Genomic DNA, 16,752 nt, shown 5'->3' with positions numbered 1-16,752 from the left:
CGAGGCCGAACCGGTGGTGCCCAGCTGGGTCCCACCGGCCCCGCCCACCTCTGACCTGCACGGGTATCGTGGCCGCGTGACGGACAAGCCCCGGATTCCCAACGTGCTCGCCGCCCGCTACGCCTCGCCCGAGCTGGTGCGGCTCTGGTCGCCCGAGGAGAAGGTGGTGCTGGAGCGGCAGCTGTGGCTCGCCGTGCTCCGCGCGCAGAACGAGCTGGGCGTCGAGGTGCCCGAAGGCGTGCTGGCCGACTACGAGCGCGTGCTCGAAGACGTGCGCCTCGACTCGATCGCCGAGCGCGAGCGCGTGACGCGCCACGACGTGAAGGCCCGCATCGAAGAGTTCAACGCCCTCGCCGGCCACGAGCACGTGCACAAGGGCATGACCTCGCGCGACCTCACGGAGAACGTGGAGCAGCTGCAGCAGCTGCGCTCGCTCGAGCTCATGCGCAGCCGCGTCGCCGCGGTGCTCGCGCGCCTGGCCGCGCTGGGCGTGGAGCACTCCGACCTGGTGATGGCCGGGCGCTCGCACAACGTCGCCGCGCAGGCCACCACGCTCGGCAAGCGGTTCGCGACGGCGGCCGACGAGCTGCTGGTGGCGTTCTCGCGCCTGGACAACCTCATCGAGCGCTACCCGTTGCGCGGCATCAAGGGCCCGGTCGGCACCGCGCAGGACATGCTCGACCTGCTGGGCGACGAGTCCACTTTGGACCTGCTCGAGACGAAGATCGCCGAGCACCTCGGGTTCCGCAACCACTTCGTGAGCGTCGGCCAGGTCTACCCGCGGTCGCTGGACTTCGACGTGCTCTCCACGCTGGTACAGCTGGCCGCGGCGCCGTCTAGCCTGGCCAAGACGATCCGGCTGATGGCCGGCCACGAGCTCGTGACCGAGGGCTTCAAGCCCGGCCAGGTCGGCTCGTCGGCGATGCCGCACAAGATGAACACGCGCTCGTGCGAACGCGTCAACGGCCTGGCCGTGGTGCTGCGCGGGCACCTGTCGATGATCGGCGAGCTCGCGGGCGACCAGTGGAACGAGGGCGACGTGTCCGACTCGGTCGTGCGCCGCGTCGCGCTGCCCGACGCGTTCTTCGCGCTCGACGGCCTGTTGGAGACCTTCCTCACGGTGCTGGCCGAGTTCGGCGCGTTCCCGGCCGTGGTCGAGCGTGAGCTCGATCGCTACCTGCCGTTCCTGGCCACCACGAAGGTGCTGATGGCGGCCGTGCGCGGTGGCGTCGGTCGGGAGACGGCCCACGAGGCGATCAAGGAGAACGCCGTGGGCGTGGCCCTGGCGATGCGCGAGCGCGGCGCCGAGAACGACCTGCTCGACCGCCTCGCGGCCGACGACCGGCTGCCGCTCGACCGCGGCGATCTGGACAAACTCCTCGCCGACCGCATCTCGTTCACCGGGGTGGCGCCGGCGCAGGTCGAGGAGGTGGCCCAGCGCGTGGAGCGGGTGCTGGAACGCTTCCCGGACGCGGCGGGGTACGCGCCGCGGCCGATCCTGTAAGCAGCACTGACAGGACCCGACGGAAAATCTCGGTACTGGGGGGCGGGTCGGCTTTCTAATCTCTGGGCACTGGCCACAGAAGAGAGTCGACGATGCCCCTCATCCGCCGTGTCCTGGCCCTGCTCCTGATCGGTTTCCTGGCTGCCGCCTGCGCGAGCAGCCCGCCGCCCGCACCCCCGGCCCGCGCTTCGTCGTGCCGGGTGGTGCAGACGCCCGTTTCGGTGCCCGGCGTGCCCGCGCCGGGTCGGCTCGCCGGTGACCTGTGCACTCCGGCGGCCGGCAACGGGACCGTGCTGCTCCTGGTCGCCGGCGGTGGTGAGAACGCCGACTACTGGAACCTGCCGGAGCTCTCGTCCGGCAGCTTCGTGCGCGCGGCGTTGGCCGAGGGCTACGCGACCTACGCCCTCGACCGGCTCGGCACCGGCCGCTCGACCGTGCCGGCGTCGAGCAAGTCGGTGACCTATGACGCTCAAGTGTCCACTGTGGACCAAGTGGCGACAGCGCTGCGCGCCGGCTCGAAGGCGTTCGGCACCCAGTGGCACACCGTCGTCGGGATCGGGCATTCGCTGGGCTCCGGCACGCTGGCCGGGGTCGCGGCGCGGGACACCGGTGCGCTCGACGCGCTGGTCCTCACCGGGTACGGCGCCGCGGTGACGCCGGAAACCCTCCAGCTCGACAAGCTCTACCAGGTGCCCGCGCGGACCGTCGGCGATCGATGGCGCGGGCTGGACGACGGGTACGTGACCGTGCTGCCCGACAAGGTCGAGCAGATCGGGCTCGTGCACGGGCCGGGCACCGATCCGCACGCGCTCGCGGCGATCGGCGCCCACCAGGGCATCCTGTCCGACACCGAGCTGGCGTCCCGGCCGCAAGGCCCCGCCGCCGCGGCGCAGGCGGCCCGGATCAAGCTCCCGGCGCTGGTGGCGGTCGGCCAGTTCGACCGGCACTACTGCGAGGGCAACCCCGTGGGCGCGGCGCCTTCACCGACTCCGCAGTGCGCCAACGCGGGCGCCTTCCAGGCGTACGAGAAGAAGCTGCTCCCCAACGCCTGCCTCGCCACGAACCTGGTCGCGGGGAGCGGGCACGCCATCCAGGAGGAGCTCGCCGCCCCGACGGCGAACACGCTGTACCTGTCGTGGCTGCGCGCCACCTTCTCCGGAGGCGGCGCGCGCTGCGCCGAGACCGGACCGGTGTCGTGACGTTGGTCATCCCGGTGGCCGGTGAGCTTGCTCGCGTTCTCCGGTTGACCGGCCCGCGGGGTGCGTCCTGTGACGGCGCGCACCGCGTCCACCCAGTGGGACGAAGTTACCCGATCGGGCGAAATCCCTAATCTCGGACGCTGAACCCGGAAGCGCCAGGCCGCACACCGCGGCCTGGCGCTTCTTGTCTTTCGCTCCAGGATTCAGGAAGAAGTCATGCGCAAGCTCGTTTCGCTTTTCGCCATCGTGGCCGCCTCCGCCGTCGCGCTCACCGCGTGCGGCTCGTCGGACGCCTCGGGCCGGCCGCTGCGCGTCGGCACCCTCACCGACGCGCCACCGAGCATCTACCTCGAAAACGGCCAGTTCACCGGCTACGACAACGAGCTGCTGCGGGACATCGCGAAGCGCGAAGGCTTCCAGGTCGAGTTCGTCGGCACGGAGTTCTCGGGCCTGCTCGCCCAGGTCGCGAGCGGACAGCTCGACATCGGCAGCTCCACGATCTCCGCCACTACCGCGCGCAAGAAGACCGTCGCGTTCTCCAATGGCTACGACACGAGCTACACCACCGTGGTGACCAAGAAGGGCGCCGCGCTGGCCGACGCCGGCGCGTTCGCGGGCAAGCGCCTCGGTGCGGTGCAGGGTTCGGTGCAGGACGAGTTCGCGGGCAAGCTCGCCGGCGCCGAGGTCGTGCGATTCCCCGACTACAACGCCGGTTTCGCGCAGCTGCGCAACGGTGCGCTCGACGGCTGGGTGGTGCCGAAGGACATCGGCCAGAAGTACCTCGACCAGAACCCGGGTGTGCCGCTGGAGTTCGGGTACACCGTGCTGGACAAGGACACCCCGTCGGCCTTCGCCGTCGCGAAGTCCGATGCGGACCTGCTGGCCAAGCTCAACGACGGCCTCGCGAAGGCCATCGCGGACGGCACCGTCGCGCGGCTGCACGCGCAGTTCTTCAAGCAGGCCCCGGTGGCCGCGGAGCTCGCCCAGGGCGGTCCCGGCTTGCCGGTGAAGAACGCGTGACTGCCCTATCCTGCATTTTCCGCCCGGAAGCTGAGGAGTGACATGAAGAAGACATTGGTCACAGCCGTCACGGCGGCCACCCTGCTCGCGACGCTCACCGCGTGCGGCGGCAGCGGGGACAGCGGCGGCGACACCCTGCGCGTGGGCACGCTGAGCGACTCGCGGCCCAACGCGTACGAGGAGAACGGCCAGTTCACCGGGTTCGACAACGAGCTGCTGAAGGACATCGCGGCCAAGGAGAACCTGAAGGTCGAGTTCGTCGCGGTCGACTTCTCCGCGCTGCTGGGCCAGGTCGCCAACAGCACGTTCGACATCGGCAGCGCCGGCATCGCGCAGACCGACGCGCGCAAGCAGACCGTGGCGTTCTCCGACCCGTACAACTACCAGTCGCTCGGCATCGAGGCGAAGAGCACGGCGGGCATCACCGACGAGAAGTCCTTGACGGGCAAGCGAATCGGCGTGGTGCAGGGCACCGTGTCCGACACCTGGCTGGCCGCCAACGCACCTCAGGCCCAGGCCGTGCGCTTCCCGAACGACGCGGCGGTGCTGAGCGCGCTGAAGTCCTCGGCGATCGACGGCGCGGTGTTCGACCAGGCCTCGGCGAAGGACTACGCCGCGAAGAACCCGGGTCTGGTGGTGACCAAGTCGATCACCACCACGATCCCGCACGGGTACGCGGTGAAGAAGGGCAACGCCGACTTGCTCACCAAGCTCAACGATGGCATCAAGAAGGCCGTCGCCGATGGCACCTGGAAGAAGGTGCACCAGCAGTTCGAGCCCGACGCCCCGGTGCCGGCGGACTTCGCGGGTGGGCAGTAGGTCTCCATGGACCAGTTCCTCGACACGTTCCTCAATTGGTCGTACATCTGGCAGGTCTTCCCGGACCTGCTGAAGACGGGCCTGCTCAACACGCTGATCCTCGCCGGCGTCTCCGCGGTGATCGGCACCGTGCTCGGCATGGTGCTGGCCGTGATGGGACTGTCCAAGAAGGTCTGGCTGCGCTGGCCGGCCCGCGTGTACACCGACATCTTCCGCGGCCTGCCGGCGATCCTCACGATCCTCGTGATCGGCCAGGGCCTCGGCACGCTCGCGCGCGGCATCGTGGGCCACAACCCGTACCCGCTCGGCATCACGGCGCTGAGCCTGATCGCCGCGGCCTACATCGGTGAGATCTTCCGCGCCGGCATCCAGAGTGTCGAAAAAGGACAGCTGGAGGCCAGCCGCGCGCTGGGCATGACCTACACCAAGGCGATGCTGCTGGTGGTGATCCCGCAGGGCGTGCGCCGCGTGCTGCCGGCGCTGGTGAACCAGTTCATCTCGCTGGTGAAGGACTCGACGCTGGTGTACTTCCTCGGGTTCCTCACCTCGCAGCGCGAGCTGTTCCGCATCGGCCAGGACCTCGCCGCCAACACGGGCAACCTCTCACCGCTCGTGGCGGCCGGGTTCGTGTACCTCGTGATCACCGTGCCGCTCACGCACCTGGTGAACTACATCGACAAGCGCCTGCAGACCGGCCGCAAGGTCCGCGCCGACTCGGACGCCGGAGCCGGCTCCGGCGACGACGGCGACCTGGCGCTGCTCAACACCGGGAGGGTGAGCCTGTGACCACCGCCGTGCGATCGTCCAGTGTGGAGCTTCGCGACATCCACGTGAGCTTCGGCACGCTCGAAGTGCTGCGCGGCGTCGACCTGCGGGTGGCCTCCGGCAAGACGACGTGTGTCATCGGTCCCTCGGGTTCCGGCAAGTCCACGCTCCTGCGCTGCGTGAACCGTCTGCAGGAACCGGACAGCGGCGACCTGCTGCTCGACGGCACCAGCGTGATCCACGCCAACCCGGACGTGCTGCGCCAGCGCGTGGGCATGGTGTTCCAGCACTTCAACCTCTTCGGCCACCGCTCGGTGCTGGACAACATCGTGCTGCCGCTGCGCAGCGTCAAGGGACTGACCAAAGAGGAGGCCACGGCCATCGCGCGGGCGCGGCTGGCCGACGTCGGCCTGGCGGAGAAGGCGCCATACCGGCCTTCGGCGCTGTCCGGCGGCCAGCAGCAACGCGTGGCCATCGCGCGGGCCCTGGCGATGGACCCCGAGGTGATGCTCTTCGACGAGGCCACGTCCGCACTGGACCCCGAGCTGGTGAAGGGGGTGCTCAACCTCATGGCGGGCCTGGCTTCCCGCGGCCTCACCCTCATCGTGGTGACGCACGAGATGGGCTTCGCGCGCAGCGTGGCCGACGAGGTGGCGTTCATGGACGCGGGCCGCATCGTGGAGCAGGGCACGCCGGACCAGATCTTCGACAACCCGACGAGCCCGAGGTTGCGGCAGTTCCTGTCGCAGGTGCTCTGACGCGTCCTCGGCAATTTCCCCGAACCGTTCGCGTGAATCACGAAATTCGGTGACTTGACGCCAGAATCGTCCCGGGTAGTGTCGCTCTCCATCGAATTCACGCTCGAGGCGAGAGCGAGGAAGACGAAATGGGTGGAACCGGCGAACTGGCCGCGCGCGTGCGGGGCGGGGTCTACTTCCCGGGAGATCCGGGGTACGAACGGGAACGGGGCGGGTTCAACCTCTCGCTCGACCACCGGCCGGATGTCGTGGTGGCGGCCGGGGCGGAAGCCGACGTGGCCGAGGGCGTGCGGTTCGCGGCCGAACACGGGCTCGACGTCGACGTGCAGGCCACCGGCCACGGCGCGCACCGCTCGATGGGCGGCGGGCTGCTCGTGACCACGCGGGGGTTGCGCCGCGTGGAGGTCGATCCGCAGCAGCAGGTCGCGCGCGTTTCCGCCGGTGCGACCGCCGCGGACGTGCTCGCCGCCACCGCTGCGCACGGGCTCACGGCGCCGGTCGGCTCCGCGCCGGGCGTCGGCTACGTGTCCTACAGCCTCGGCGGCGGCCTCGGCATGCTGGGGCGCCGCCACGGGTACGCCGCCGACCACGTGCGCAGCCTCGACGTCGTCACGGCGGACGGCGGCAAGCTCACCGTGACGGCCGACCACCACCCGGACCTGTTCCGGGCGCTGCGCGGTGGCGGTGGCAACTTCGCCGCCGTGACCGCGCTGGAAGTCGGCCTGGTGCCGGCGGATCCGCTGTACGGCGGCGGCCTGTTTTTCACCGCGGACCACGCACCGGCGGTCATCGAGCGGTTCCACCACAGCGTCGGGACGGCGCCGCGCGAGCTGAGCCTGTCGCTGGCGTTCCTCGCGTTTCCGGACGTGCCGGCGGTGCCGGAGCCGCTGCGCGGCCGGTTCTGCTGCCACCTGCGCGTGGCCTACTTCGGCGACGCGGACGTGGGCCGGCGGCTCGTGGAGCCCCTGGCCGCCGCCGGACCCTTCCTCGACACGGTGGGGCCGTTGCCGATGACCGAGCTCGGCTCGATCCACGCCGACCCGGTGGGGCCGATGCCCGTCGCCAGCGAAAGCCTCGCGCTGAGCAGCGAAGACGCGCTGGAGGTCATGCCGTCGCTGGTGGACCCGAGCGCGCCGTTCATGCTGGAGCTGCGACACCTCGGCGGCGCGCTTTCCGAGCAGACCGCGATTCCCGACGCGGTCGGACACCGTGCGGCGCGGCTGAACCTCTTCACCTCCACCCACCCCGGCGCCGATCCCACGGCGCAGCAGCGCGTGTACCCGGCCGTCGCCGCGTGGAGCAGTGGCGGTCCACTTCGGACGTTCCTCCCGACGAGCCACGCGGACGCCTCGGCCTGCTACGAACCCGAGAAGGCCGCGGAACTCGCGCGGCTCAAGGAAGTGTGGGACCCGGGCGACGTGTTCAGCTTCGCGCCGGCTGTGGTCGCACCAGCTCCTCGAGCCAGTCGAACATCCGGTTCTCCGTCAGCAGCCGCCCCATCGGCTGCACGTGCTCACTCGCCCCTTCCTCCGCCGTGAACCGCGCCAGATCGGCCCGGCCGCCCCGCGCCCGCACGAGCTCGGCCAGCCGGCTCGACTGACCCGGCCAGAACTGCTCGGCATCCGGATCCGTGATCAGCATCGGCGTAGTGATCGCCTCGACGGTGTCCGCGTCGAGGCGATAGCGGCTGACCTCCGTGAACAGGTCGAACCAGTCGTCGTGCCGGTACGGCCGCGCGCGGAAGGTGAGTGTGCGGCGCAGCCCCGGGAGGTGCATCGCCAGGTTCAGGTTCCGGTTGAACCCCGCGCGGTCACCGTGCTCCAGCGCGGCGCGCATGTTCTTGCCGAGCGACCGCGTCCACGAAGTCGACACGTCGACCACCCCCGGGTCGATCACGGCGGCCACGAGCCGGTGCTCGAACGCCAGCGCGCGCGGCAGCCAGTAGCCGGCCTGGCTCACGCCGTAGCCCGTGAGCTGGGCTGCGTCCACGTCCGGGCGGGCCACGAGCGTGTCGACCACCGGGGTGAGCACGGCTTCCCAGTCGTGGCGGAAGTGTGTGCCGTGCTCGAAGAGCATCGACTGCTGGCCGGGGCCGTCGTACACGAACGCGTTCCAGTCGCGCGCCAGCGCGCCGGCGGCGGCCGTGGTCCAGAGGTCGCTGATCGAGCCGTCGCTGCCGTTGGTGATCACGAGCGTCGGGCGCGGGGTGCCGGAGGCGTCCGGGCGCAGGAGGAAACCGGGCAGCTGCGTGGATTCGTAGGCCACGGGCACGCGCAGGTACGCGCCTTCGGAGCAGGCGACGAACTCCTCCCAGCACTCCCGGTGGGCGCGGAACACGCGGATGAGCTCGTCGGAATCGGGCTCGGCCGAGAGACCGTCGAGGGCGCAGGCCCAGTACGTGGCCGCGCGCAGGAACCCCGACCGCGCGCTCACTGGGTGGCCGCGATCGCGGGCGCGCGCCGCTTCGTCGTGCACGCGCCGCGCGGTGATCTCCCACTGTGGCGCCCAATCCGCTGCTCCCCGCACTCGCGCGACGGTGGCCAGCACTTCGCCGACTTCACTCGACCCGCGCACGGCACGACCGAGCACACCCCGGGTTTGGAAATCGAGACTGTCGTCGCGGAAGAAGCCTTCGGAAATAACCTTGTTCCCGTGTGAAAGCAACGCCGTCATTTTCGCCTCCCACCGTTCACGTTCCCTGCCGGGAACGCGTTCTGGCAAGCGAGGCCCGAGGTCAGCGAGCCGGGGAAGCGGTGATCGTGCATTCTTCGGCGGCGCCCAGATCCAGCACCGCAGCAGCGGATCCACCGTTCACGGCAATCGCGAGGTGGCCGGCGGAGTCGGTGAAAAGAACGCGTTCGCCGAGCGGCACGTCGCCGAACGTCCGCCCGATCGTCGCGGACACAGCCACGCGCGGGCTGTGCACGGTGACCGAGCCCGTGAGGCCGGTGAGCTCGAGGTCGGCGGGCGCCGCGGCGAGCTGCACGTTGCCGAAGTGGTCGACGGTCAGCACGTCGGACACCAGCTTGCCCGGGAACGCCGCCACCAACGGATCCGGCAGCTTCACCAGGTCCGGAACCGGCCGGCCCAGCGACGCCGGTTGCGCGCCGAGGGCGAGCCGCGCGGCGGCGGGGGCGAACACGTCCCGCCCATGGAAGGTCGCGGACGCCGGGTCGGGCACCTCGATCTCGTACGCCTCCCGCACGCCGCCGAGCGCCGCGGCGGCGGGCAGCAGCAGGCCGTTGTCCGGACCCACCAGCAGCCCGCGCGCGGCGACCACGACCACCGCGCGCCGCGCCGTGCCGACGCCAGGGTCGACCACGGCCAGGTGCACGGCGTCGGGCAGCGAGGGCACGGTCTGCGCCAGCACGGCCGCGCCGGGGCGCACCTGCTGCGGCGGCACGAGGTGGGTCACGTCGATCACCCGCACGTCGGGCGCGAGGCGCGCGATCACCCCGTGGCAGGCCGCGACGAAGCCGTCACGCAGGCCGTAGTCGGTGGTGAACGAGATCCAGCGGTAGGGCATGACCTGCATCATCCTCGGTCGCGGGGCCCTCGGGTTAGGGTGCAGCCGTGACGACGCTCGCCGATTTCCCGAAGATCGCCTCCGGCAAGGTCCGGGACCTGTACGCCGCCGGGGACAAGCACCTGCTGCTGGTCACCTCCGACCGCATCTCGGCCTACGACTTCGTGCTGGACACCCCCATCCCGGACAAGGGCCGCGTCCTCACCGCGATGAGCGTGTTCTGGTTCACCCAGCTGGCCGACGTCATCCCGAACCACCTCGAAGCCTGGGACGACCCGCGCATCCCGTCGGAGGTCCTCGGGCGCGCGCTGCTCGTGCGCCGGCTGGACATGCTGCCGGTGGAGGCCGTGGCGCGCGGGTACCTCACCGGCTCGGGCTTCTCGGACTACCAGAGCACCGGCTCGGTCTGCGGCGTCGAGCTGCCGTCCGGCCTGGTGGAGGCCTCGAAGCTCGCCTCGCCGATCTTCACCCCGGCCACGAAGGCCGACCTGGGCGACCACGACGAGAACGTGTCCTTCGAAACGGTCGCCGCGCAGATCGGCGTCGAGCGCGCCACCGAGGTCCGCGACGCCACCCTCGCCATCTACGAGCGCGGCGCCGACTTCGCCGCCGAGCGCGGCATCCTCCTGGCCGACACAAAGTTCGAGTTCGGCCTGGACACCCAAGGCCGCCTGGTACTCGCCGACGAGGTCCTCACCCCCGACTCCTCCCGCTACTGGCCGGCCGACGGCTACACCCCCGGCCAGACCCAGCCCTCCTTCGACAAGCAGTTCGTACGCAACTGGCTCACCGGCCCGGACTCCGGCTGGGACCGCGCCTCGAACACCCAGCCGCCGCCCCTCCCGGCCGACGTCGTGGCGGCGACGCGGGCGCGGTATGTGGAGGCGTATGAGCGGATCAGTGGGTTGTCGTTGGCTGATTGGCCGGGTGCCTGAGGCTGTCGGCTGAGTGCCCGCCGAGAGTGTGAATCCACTGGTCGACCGGCCGATCACCGGTTTCTGTCGGTGCCCGCTGGCAGACTGATCACATGACCGAGGCTTTGGTGCTGGGCGGCGGAGGCGTCGCGGGAATCGCGTGGATGACAGGCCTGCTCACGGGCCTCGCCGACGCGGGGCGGGACGTGAGCGGGGCGGACCTGATCGTGGGCACGTCGGCGGGCTCGACCGTCGCCGCGCAGATCGGCAGCGGGCTCAGCCTGGGCGAGCTGTACGTCCGGCAGACCGACCCCGCGTACCAATCCCCGGAGATCCCGGTCGAACTCGACCTGGAGACCTTCGGCGCGCAGTTCGCCACCGCCCTGAGCAGCGGCGGCTCGGTCACCGACATGCGCCGTGCGATCGGCGCGCTGGCCCTGTCGGCCTCGACCGTGCCGGAGGCCCGCCGCCTCTCGGTGATCGAAGCCCGCCTCCCCTCGCACGAGTGGCCCACCCGCGACCTGGCCATCATCGCCGTCGACGCCACCACAGGCGAACCCCGCGCCTTCCGCAACGACTCCGGCGTCCCGCTCGTCACCGCCGTCGCCGCCAGCTGCGCCGTCCCGGGCATCTGGCCCCCCGTCACCATCGGCGACCACCGCTACGTCGACGGCGGCGTCCGCTCCGGCGACAACACCGACTACGCCACCGGCTACGACCGCGTAACCGTGATCCTCCCCCTGGGCTCCGTCGAGGCCTTCCCCACGGACCGCCCCTTCGCCGACGTCGTCGCCTCCCTCCGCGCCGCGGGCTCCACCGTGGCCGTAATCGAACCGGACGCCACCTCCCTCACCGCGATCGGCACGAACCCCCTGGACCCGGAAACTCGCCGCCCGGCCGCGGAGGCGGGGCGTGCGCAGGGGAAGGGGCTGGAAATCGTCTGGTCGTGATCCGCCGCTGGGCTGGGCCGGCGTTCCGGTCCTACCGAGTCGCGCTCCCGGCTGCCAGCCCCGTCATGCTGACTCGCGCCCTTGGCTGCCCGCTGACTTTCGCTCCGGGCCGCCACCCCTCCGCTTCAAGTGCACTCTCCTGGTCGGCGACCGTTGCGTCGCCGGCTGCCCGCCAAGCTTGTCGCGGCCATTTTCTGCCCTGTCAACCCAGCCGCTCGAGTTGTCCACACCCCACCCACCCGCCACCGCACTTGTCCACAGATTCCGCGCGAGCCGTTTTCGCCGACCCTCAGCCGATAAACTGGGACGGGGACGCCCCCAGGGAGGGCGGGGGTATGTCCGGGAGCGCGCAAGGCGTGATCGAGCCATGAGTGAGACACAAAACAGGCAGCGCACTGGACTTTCACTGGCACACTGGCGCTCGTGATCCTGCTCATCTGCGGCAGTCTGCGGGGCGGTTCGGTGAACGCGGCGGTGATCGGCACCGCTGCGCGGTTCACCGAGTCGCGGATCTACGCGGGCCTCGGCGACCTGCCGCACTTCAATCCCGACGATGACCACGAGCCCCTGCACCCCGCCGTCACGGCGTTGCGCGCGGAGGTCGAGGCGGCCGATGGTGTGCTGATCTGCACGCCGGAGTACGCGGGCGGCCTGCCGGGGTCGTTCAAGAATGTGCTGGACTGGACCGTCGGCGGTGGCGAGATCTACGGCAAGCCCGTGTCGTGGATCAACGCCTCCTCCGTGGCCGCGCCCACGGGCGGCGCCGACGCGCACGAGTCGCTGCGCAAGGTGCTCACCTACGCCGGCGCGCGCATCGTCGAGGACGCCTGCGCGCGCATCCCGATCCCGCGCCATACCGTGTCCGACGGCGCGATCGTGGATCCGGACCTGCGCGGCCGGATCGCGATGGCCGTGAGCCGGCTGGTCGAGGCCGCGAAAGCCTGACTCTCACATGTCCTTTCTGTGCAGTTCACGGCGTTGTCAGGCGGACGCCACCGGGCTGAGGCGCAATGGGACACGTGGATGCTCGCCTGCTGGTATCGCTGTCCGGGGCCACCCCGCGCACGCTTCACCGCTGCGCTGATCTCGCCGCGGAGCTGGAGCGGCGCCGGGTGCCGCTGTCGATCCTGCACGTCGCGCGGACCGAGGACGGGCCGGTCACGGCCTGGGTCCGCACCCGCGCCGCCGCGGGCGACTCTGTGCTTCTGCACGGCTACGACCACCGCATCACGCCCACGCACCGCACCGTCCACCTCGGGCGTCGCGCGGAGTTCGCCGACCTGCCGGCCCACGAGGCGCGCCTGCGCCTGATCGCCGCGAAGGCCGCGCTCGACACCACCGGCGTCACGGTCGAGGGGTTCGCCCCGCCGCGCTGGCTCGCATCGCCGGGCACGCTGCAGGCGTTGCGGGAACACGGTTTCACCCTCTGCGCCGACGCGGGTTCTGTGCGTGACCTCGTGACCGGCGACGTGCTGCGGGCGCGCGTGCAGGAGTTCACAAGCCAGTCGCAGCGCACCGAGACCGTGCGCTGCTTCGCGCTCGTGCTGGCCTCCGCGCGCGCCGCCCGCCGCGGCGGCCTGGTGCGCCTCGGCATCGACGCCGCCGACCTCACCCGCCCCGGCCTGCGCCAGGCCCTGCTCGACGCGGTCGACGTCGCCATCGAAAACCGCGCCTTCGGCCGCACCTACGGCTCACTGCGCAGCGCGGCCGCCGCCTGATCCGTCCACAAAGGACAACGACGGCCGCGCCACGAGTGCTACAGCTCCGTGGCCACGCCGCGCTCGACGACCTTCACCTCGGTGCCCTGCGGCGCGAGGTTCTCGAACAGCCCGTAGTGCAGTGCGGGGCTCGACAGCACCGCCTCGTGAATCGGCACCGACTTGCGCGGCGCCACCGCGCGCAGGAAGTCCACAGCCTCCCCGGCCTTGAGCCAGGGCGCGCCCGTGGGCAGGCCGAGCACGTCGATCTTCTGCTCGGGCACGAAAAACGAGTCGCCCGGGTGGTAGAAGGCGCCGTGGTCGAGCACGAAGCCGATGTTCGGGATCACGGGGATGTCGCTGTGGATCACAGCGTGCTCGCCGCCCACCACGTTCACCGCCGTGGCGCCGATCTCGAAGGCGTCGCCGACGTTGGCGACCTCGTACTGCAGGTTCAGCTTCTGCACGGTCTCGACCGAGCCCGGGTCCACGATCAGCTTCGCGCCCGGGTTCGCCGCCAGCACCTTCGGCAGCCGCTCGCCGTCGATGTGGTCGAAGTGCTGGTGGGTGATGAGGACAGCCGACAACTCGCGCTCACGCTCGAAGTCGGTCGAGAACGCGCCCGGGTCGATCAGGATCCGCTCGCCGTCGGTCTCCAGAAGTACGCAGGCATGTCCGAAATGGACGATCCGCATCAGGATTCTCCTTCACACATGGTCACATTCACCCTATGCCCGCGCAGAGCGCGTCGCCAAGCTCGGTCCGCCGGTAGAGCACCCGATGCCCCTCCCTCGTCGTCGCGACCACCCCGGCCGCCCGCAACGCCGTGAGGTGCGCCGAAACCGTGCCCTTCGCCAGCCCCAGCCGCGCGGCGAGCTCCGTGGTGGCCGCCGGACGGTCCAATGTGGTGAGCAAGATCGCCTTCGTCCGCCCCACCACCCCCGCCAACGCCCCGGGCGCCGCCGGCTCCGCCCACAGCTCGGCCACGCCCCGCGCGGGGTACAACAACGTCGGCTGCCACGGCGGCACCGTCACCACCCCCACCGCCGGCCACGCGAACACGCTCGGCACCAGCAACAACCCGCGCTCGTCCAGCCGCAACCGCTCCCGCGCCGCGATGTCCACCAGCACGGACTCACCCGCGACCCGCACCCGCGGGTGCAACGTCTCGAACACCGCCGCCACGCCCCGCTCACCCAGCCGCCGCGTCCGGTACGCGATGTCGGCCGCCAGCACCTCCCGCATCCGCGGCCACTCCGGCTCCACCACCTGCCGCCACACGGCTTCGAGCTGGTCGGCCAGCACGTCCCGCGCCACCGCCGGCTCCTTCGGCAGCTTCGCCAGGTCGGCGTCCACCATCCCCAACTCCACGGCCACCTGCTCCGCCGCCGTCGCCCGCACCACCCGCAACTGCCCCTCGGCCGTGGTCTCCGCCGTCTCCGGCGGCGGCGACAGGAACTCCGTGATGTAGTGCCGCGCCCCGAGCACCGCCGCCAACTCCGGCACGTCCACCCGCGCCCCACCCAGCCACCCGGCCCCACCCCCGGGCAACCGCCGCCGCCCCAGCCACCCCCGCACCACCCCGATGACCTCCTCGAGCGGCGAAATCGCGAACCGCACGCCGGCGGTGCTCAGCACAAGCTCGACCATGGATTCGGATATACCCGAACACTGCCTTCGGTACGCGGGTTACCGGCGGAAATCGCCCAGTCCGCGACGCCCTCGCGCCGCTTCCGCGAGACGCTGCCCCGCGCGGCGACCTTGCTGCTCATCAGCTGGACATGCCGTGCCTGCCGGGCTTGCCGCGCCCAACAAGACTTGCCCCTCTGCCGCCGACCTGCCCCGCCTGCCGCCCGTGCCCCGCGCGGCGACCTTGCTGCTCATCAGCTGGACACGGCCTGCATGCCGCGCTTGCCCCGCCAAACAAAACTCGCGACTTGCCCGCCGGCCGTACCTCAGTCCGCCGACGTTGGCCCTCTCCCGCCGACCTGCCCTGCCTGCAGCCGTGTCCCGTGCGCCGAACTTGCTGCTCACCAGCCGGGCATCCCCACTCACCGTGCATGCCCGCCGCCGAACTCGGCGCTCGCCCGCCAGGCATGCCCCCGCCCTCCCGAGGGGGGCGTCCCCGGACCCATTCTACCGGCCACCTCCGACATAAATGGACAAAACAACCAAATGGGGCCTCAGTTGTCCACAAGTCGACCACCCCTGTGGATAAGTGCAGAATCCGCCAGAAGATTCGAGGACAGCCGAATCAATTCCAGTCCGGCGAGAGCACAGCAAGGCTCAAGGGCATGTTCACCAAAGCGTATTGGCGCTGGTCAGCAGGGGTTCAGCTGGCGCGGTTGCCGGGCGGGATGGCGCCGCTGGCGTTCACGACGGCGGCCGTGGCTGTGAGCGGGTCGTATCGGCTCGGGGGTGTGTTGACGGCGGCCTACGTCGTCGCCGAGATGGGTGGGGCGGTGCCGGTGGGGAGGGTGCTGGATCGGGTCGGGGCGGCGCGGGGTCTGCGGGCGTTGTTGGTGCTGGTGGCGGCGGGGTTGGCTGCCGTGGGGGTCGCGGCCGCGGCCGGGGTGAAGGAATCGGTGCTGTTGGTGCTCGTGGTCGTGCCGGGTGTGGTGGGTGGTGGGCTCGCGGGCGGGTTTCGGGCGTTGCTGGCCGGGGTTGTCGACGAAGCGCAGCTCACCAGGGCCGTCGCGGTGGACGCGATGATTCTCGACGGGGTGCTGGTCGCCGGGCCGGTGTTGGTGGGCGTGGCGAGTCTGAGCGGTCCGTTCGTGCCGCTCTTCGCGATGGCCTTCGCTGCGGCCGGGGCAGTGTGGCTCGTGCCGGGGTTCGAGGCCGTGAAGCGGGAGGCAGAGAGGGACGCCGGATCCGGGGATGAGGTAGCGCAGAGTTCCGCGGATGCGGGTGTCGCGCGCGAAGGCGCGGTCGGCCCTGCCTCAGCTCCGACCCCCACTCCCGGGAGCAGGAACGCGAAGCGCACAAATGGATCGGCCGAGTTCCCTCCCGGATTGCCCGAACACAAAGCTCGCCGGCCGAAGGTGCCGATCAAGGCGTGTCTCCCCTGGCTCGGCTGTCAGTTCACGATCGGGCTGCTGCTCTCCACCATCGAGGTCGCACCCCTGCCGCTGGTGGAGCGGCTGGGCGCGCCGGCCTCCGCGGCGCCGGGAGTGGTCGCGGTGTTGTGCGGCGCGAGCGTCGCCGGCAGCGCGCTGTACGCGTGGCGCGGGCGGGACCGGGGTGCGCGGACGTTCCTCGCCTGCTTCGTCGTCGGTGGCACCCTCGTCGCGGCGAATCTCGGGTGGTCGGGGCTCGTCGTGGGGGTGGTCCTCGTCGGCAGCGCGACCGGGCCGCTCGTGACCATCGCCTCCGTGAACATGCAGCGGCTGCTTCCGGAGGCGCGCAGGTCGGAGGGGTTTTCGGTCTCGTTCACGGTCCAGTCGGCCGGATTCGGGGCCGGGGCGCTGGCCGTGGGGGTGCTGCCGTTGTGGCTGGCGCCGTTGTTCGGGGTGGTGGCGGCGGCCTCGATCGGGTGGTTCGTCCACCGCCCGGCGGCCCTTTCGCCGGGGCGGGCGCCGGTGCGATGCTGACCGGGAG

General features: G+C 71.1%; 16 protein-coding genes. 12 read left to right on the top strand and 4 right to left on the bottom strand.

Features of this window, described 5'->3' with window-relative positions; genetic code table 11:
- Nucleotides 1-76: 76 nt before the first annotated feature.
- The 7 genes from purB to VSH64_RS35240 all read left to right on the top strand — a co-directional run bounded on the left by purB (nt 77) and on the right by VSH64_RS35240 (nt 7,603).
- On the top strand, nt 77-1,504 hold the full coding sequence (purB, locus tag VSH64_RS35270) for an adenylosuccinate lyase (RefSeq protein WP_326567072.1): 1,428 nt from the start codon (nt 77-79) through the stop codon (nt 1,502-1,504).
- 92 nt (nt 1,505-1,596) lie between these two features.
- Nucleotides 1,597-2,703, top strand: coding sequence for an alpha/beta hydrolase (locus tag VSH64_RS35265; RefSeq protein ID WP_326567071.1), 1,107 nt, complete (start codon nt 1,597-1,599; stop codon nt 2,701-2,703).
- Nucleotides 2,704-2,919: 216 nt separating this feature from the next.
- The gene (locus tag VSH64_RS35260; protein WP_326567070.1) at nt 2,920-3,723 is read left to right on the top strand and encodes a substrate-binding periplasmic protein; all 804 of its coding nucleotides are present in this window, start codon (nt 2,920-2,922) and stop codon (nt 3,721-3,723) included.
- A gap of 42 nt (nt 3,724-3,765) precedes the next feature.
- Nucleotides 3,766-4,542 (top strand): ABC transporter substrate-binding protein, encoded by a 777-nt coding sequence (locus tag VSH64_RS35255; RefSeq protein ID WP_326567069.1) that lies wholly within the window; start codon nt 3,766-3,768, stop codon nt 4,540-4,542.
- A gap of 6 nt (nt 4,543-4,548) precedes the next feature.
- The gene (locus tag VSH64_RS35250) at nt 4,549-5,328 is read left to right on the top strand and encodes an amino acid ABC transporter permease (protein ID WP_326567068.1); all 780 of its coding nucleotides are present in this window, start codon (nt 4,549-4,551) and stop codon (nt 5,326-5,328) included.
- Nucleotides 5,325-6,065 (top strand): amino acid ABC transporter ATP-binding protein, encoded by a 741-nt coding sequence (locus VSH64_RS35245; RefSeq protein ID WP_326567067.1) that lies wholly within the window; start codon nt 5,325-5,327, stop codon nt 6,063-6,065. Before VSH64_RS35250 ends, VSH64_RS35245 begins: the two co-directional genes overlap by 4 nt.
- Nucleotides 6,066-6,193: 128 nt before the next feature.
- Nucleotides 6,194-7,603, top strand: a complete 1,410-nt coding sequence (locus tag VSH64_RS35240; protein WP_326567066.1) for an FAD-binding oxidoreductase — start codon at nt 6,194-6,196, stop codon at nt 7,601-7,603.
- Here the strand turns inward: VSH64_RS35240 and VSH64_RS35235 are convergent.
- Together VSH64_RS35235 and VSH64_RS35230 are read right to left on the bottom strand one after the other, a co-directional pair.
- Entirely contained in the window at nt 7,488-8,738 is a 1,251-nt protein-coding gene (locus VSH64_RS35235; protein WP_326567065.1) for an alpha/beta hydrolase family protein, read from the bottom strand. The genes VSH64_RS35240 and VSH64_RS35235 overlap by 116 nt on opposite strands.
- A 61-nt stretch (nt 8,739-8,799) precedes the next feature.
- Nucleotides 8,800-9,591, bottom strand: a complete 792-nt coding sequence (locus tag VSH64_RS35230) for an SAM hydrolase/SAM-dependent halogenase family protein (RefSeq protein WP_326567064.1) — start codon at nt 9,589-9,591, stop codon at nt 8,800-8,802.
- 47 nt (nt 9,592-9,638) lie between these two features.
- Between VSH64_RS35230 and VSH64_RS35225 the strand changes: the two genes are divergently transcribed.
- From VSH64_RS35225 to VSH64_RS35210, 4 genes are all read left to right on the top strand, one after another.
- Nucleotides 9,639-10,526 (top strand): phosphoribosylaminoimidazolesuccinocarboxamide synthase, encoded by an 888-nt coding sequence (locus VSH64_RS35225; RefSeq protein WP_326567063.1) that lies wholly within the window; start codon nt 9,639-9,641, stop codon nt 10,524-10,526.
- A gap of 92 nt (nt 10,527-10,618) precedes the next feature.
- Nucleotides 10,619-11,455, top strand: a complete 837-nt coding sequence (locus tag VSH64_RS35220; RefSeq protein WP_326567062.1) for a patatin-like phospholipase family protein — start codon at nt 10,619-10,621, stop codon at nt 11,453-11,455.
- Between the two features lie 423 nt (nt 11,456-11,878).
- Nucleotides 11,879-12,400 (top strand): NADPH-dependent FMN reductase, encoded by a 522-nt coding sequence (locus VSH64_RS35215; protein WP_407655582.1) that lies wholly within the window; start codon nt 11,879-11,881, stop codon nt 12,398-12,400.
- 65 nt (nt 12,401-12,465) lie between these two features.
- A complete protein-coding gene (locus tag VSH64_RS35210; protein ID WP_326567061.1) occupies nt 12,466-13,173 on the top strand; it encodes a DUF2334 domain-containing protein in 708 nt (235 codons plus the stop codon).
- A 38-nt stretch (nt 13,174-13,211) separates the two neighbouring features.
- On the opposite strand, the gene VSH64_RS35205 is transcribed toward VSH64_RS35210, so the two are convergent.
- Nucleotides 13,212-13,847 (bottom strand): MBL fold metallo-hydrolase, encoded by a 636-nt coding sequence (locus VSH64_RS35205; protein ID WP_326567060.1) that lies wholly within the window; start codon nt 13,845-13,847, stop codon nt 13,212-13,214.
- 28 nt (nt 13,848-13,875) lie between these two features.
- Nucleotides 13,876-14,802 (bottom strand): ArsR/SmtB family transcription factor, encoded by a 927-nt coding sequence (locus tag VSH64_RS35200; RefSeq protein ID WP_326567059.1) that lies wholly within the window; start codon nt 14,800-14,802, stop codon nt 13,876-13,878.
- A 644-nt stretch (nt 14,803-15,446) separates the two neighbouring features.
- Between VSH64_RS35200 and VSH64_RS35195 the strand changes: the two genes are divergently transcribed.
- Entirely contained in the window at nt 15,447-16,745 is a 1,299-nt protein-coding gene (locus VSH64_RS35195; protein ID WP_326567058.1) for an MFS transporter, read from the top strand.
- Nucleotides 16,746-16,752: the final 7 nt, after the last annotated feature.

Origin of the sequence: Amycolatopsis rhabdoformis (assembly GCF_035918295.1) — a bacterium.
Taxonomy (GTDB): Bacteria; Actinomycetota; Actinomycetes; order Mycobacteriales; family Pseudonocardiaceae; genus Amycolatopsis; species Amycolatopsis rhabdoformis.
Note: the sequence above shows the minus strand (reverse complement) of the source record. Positions and strands in the feature narration are given on the sequence as shown.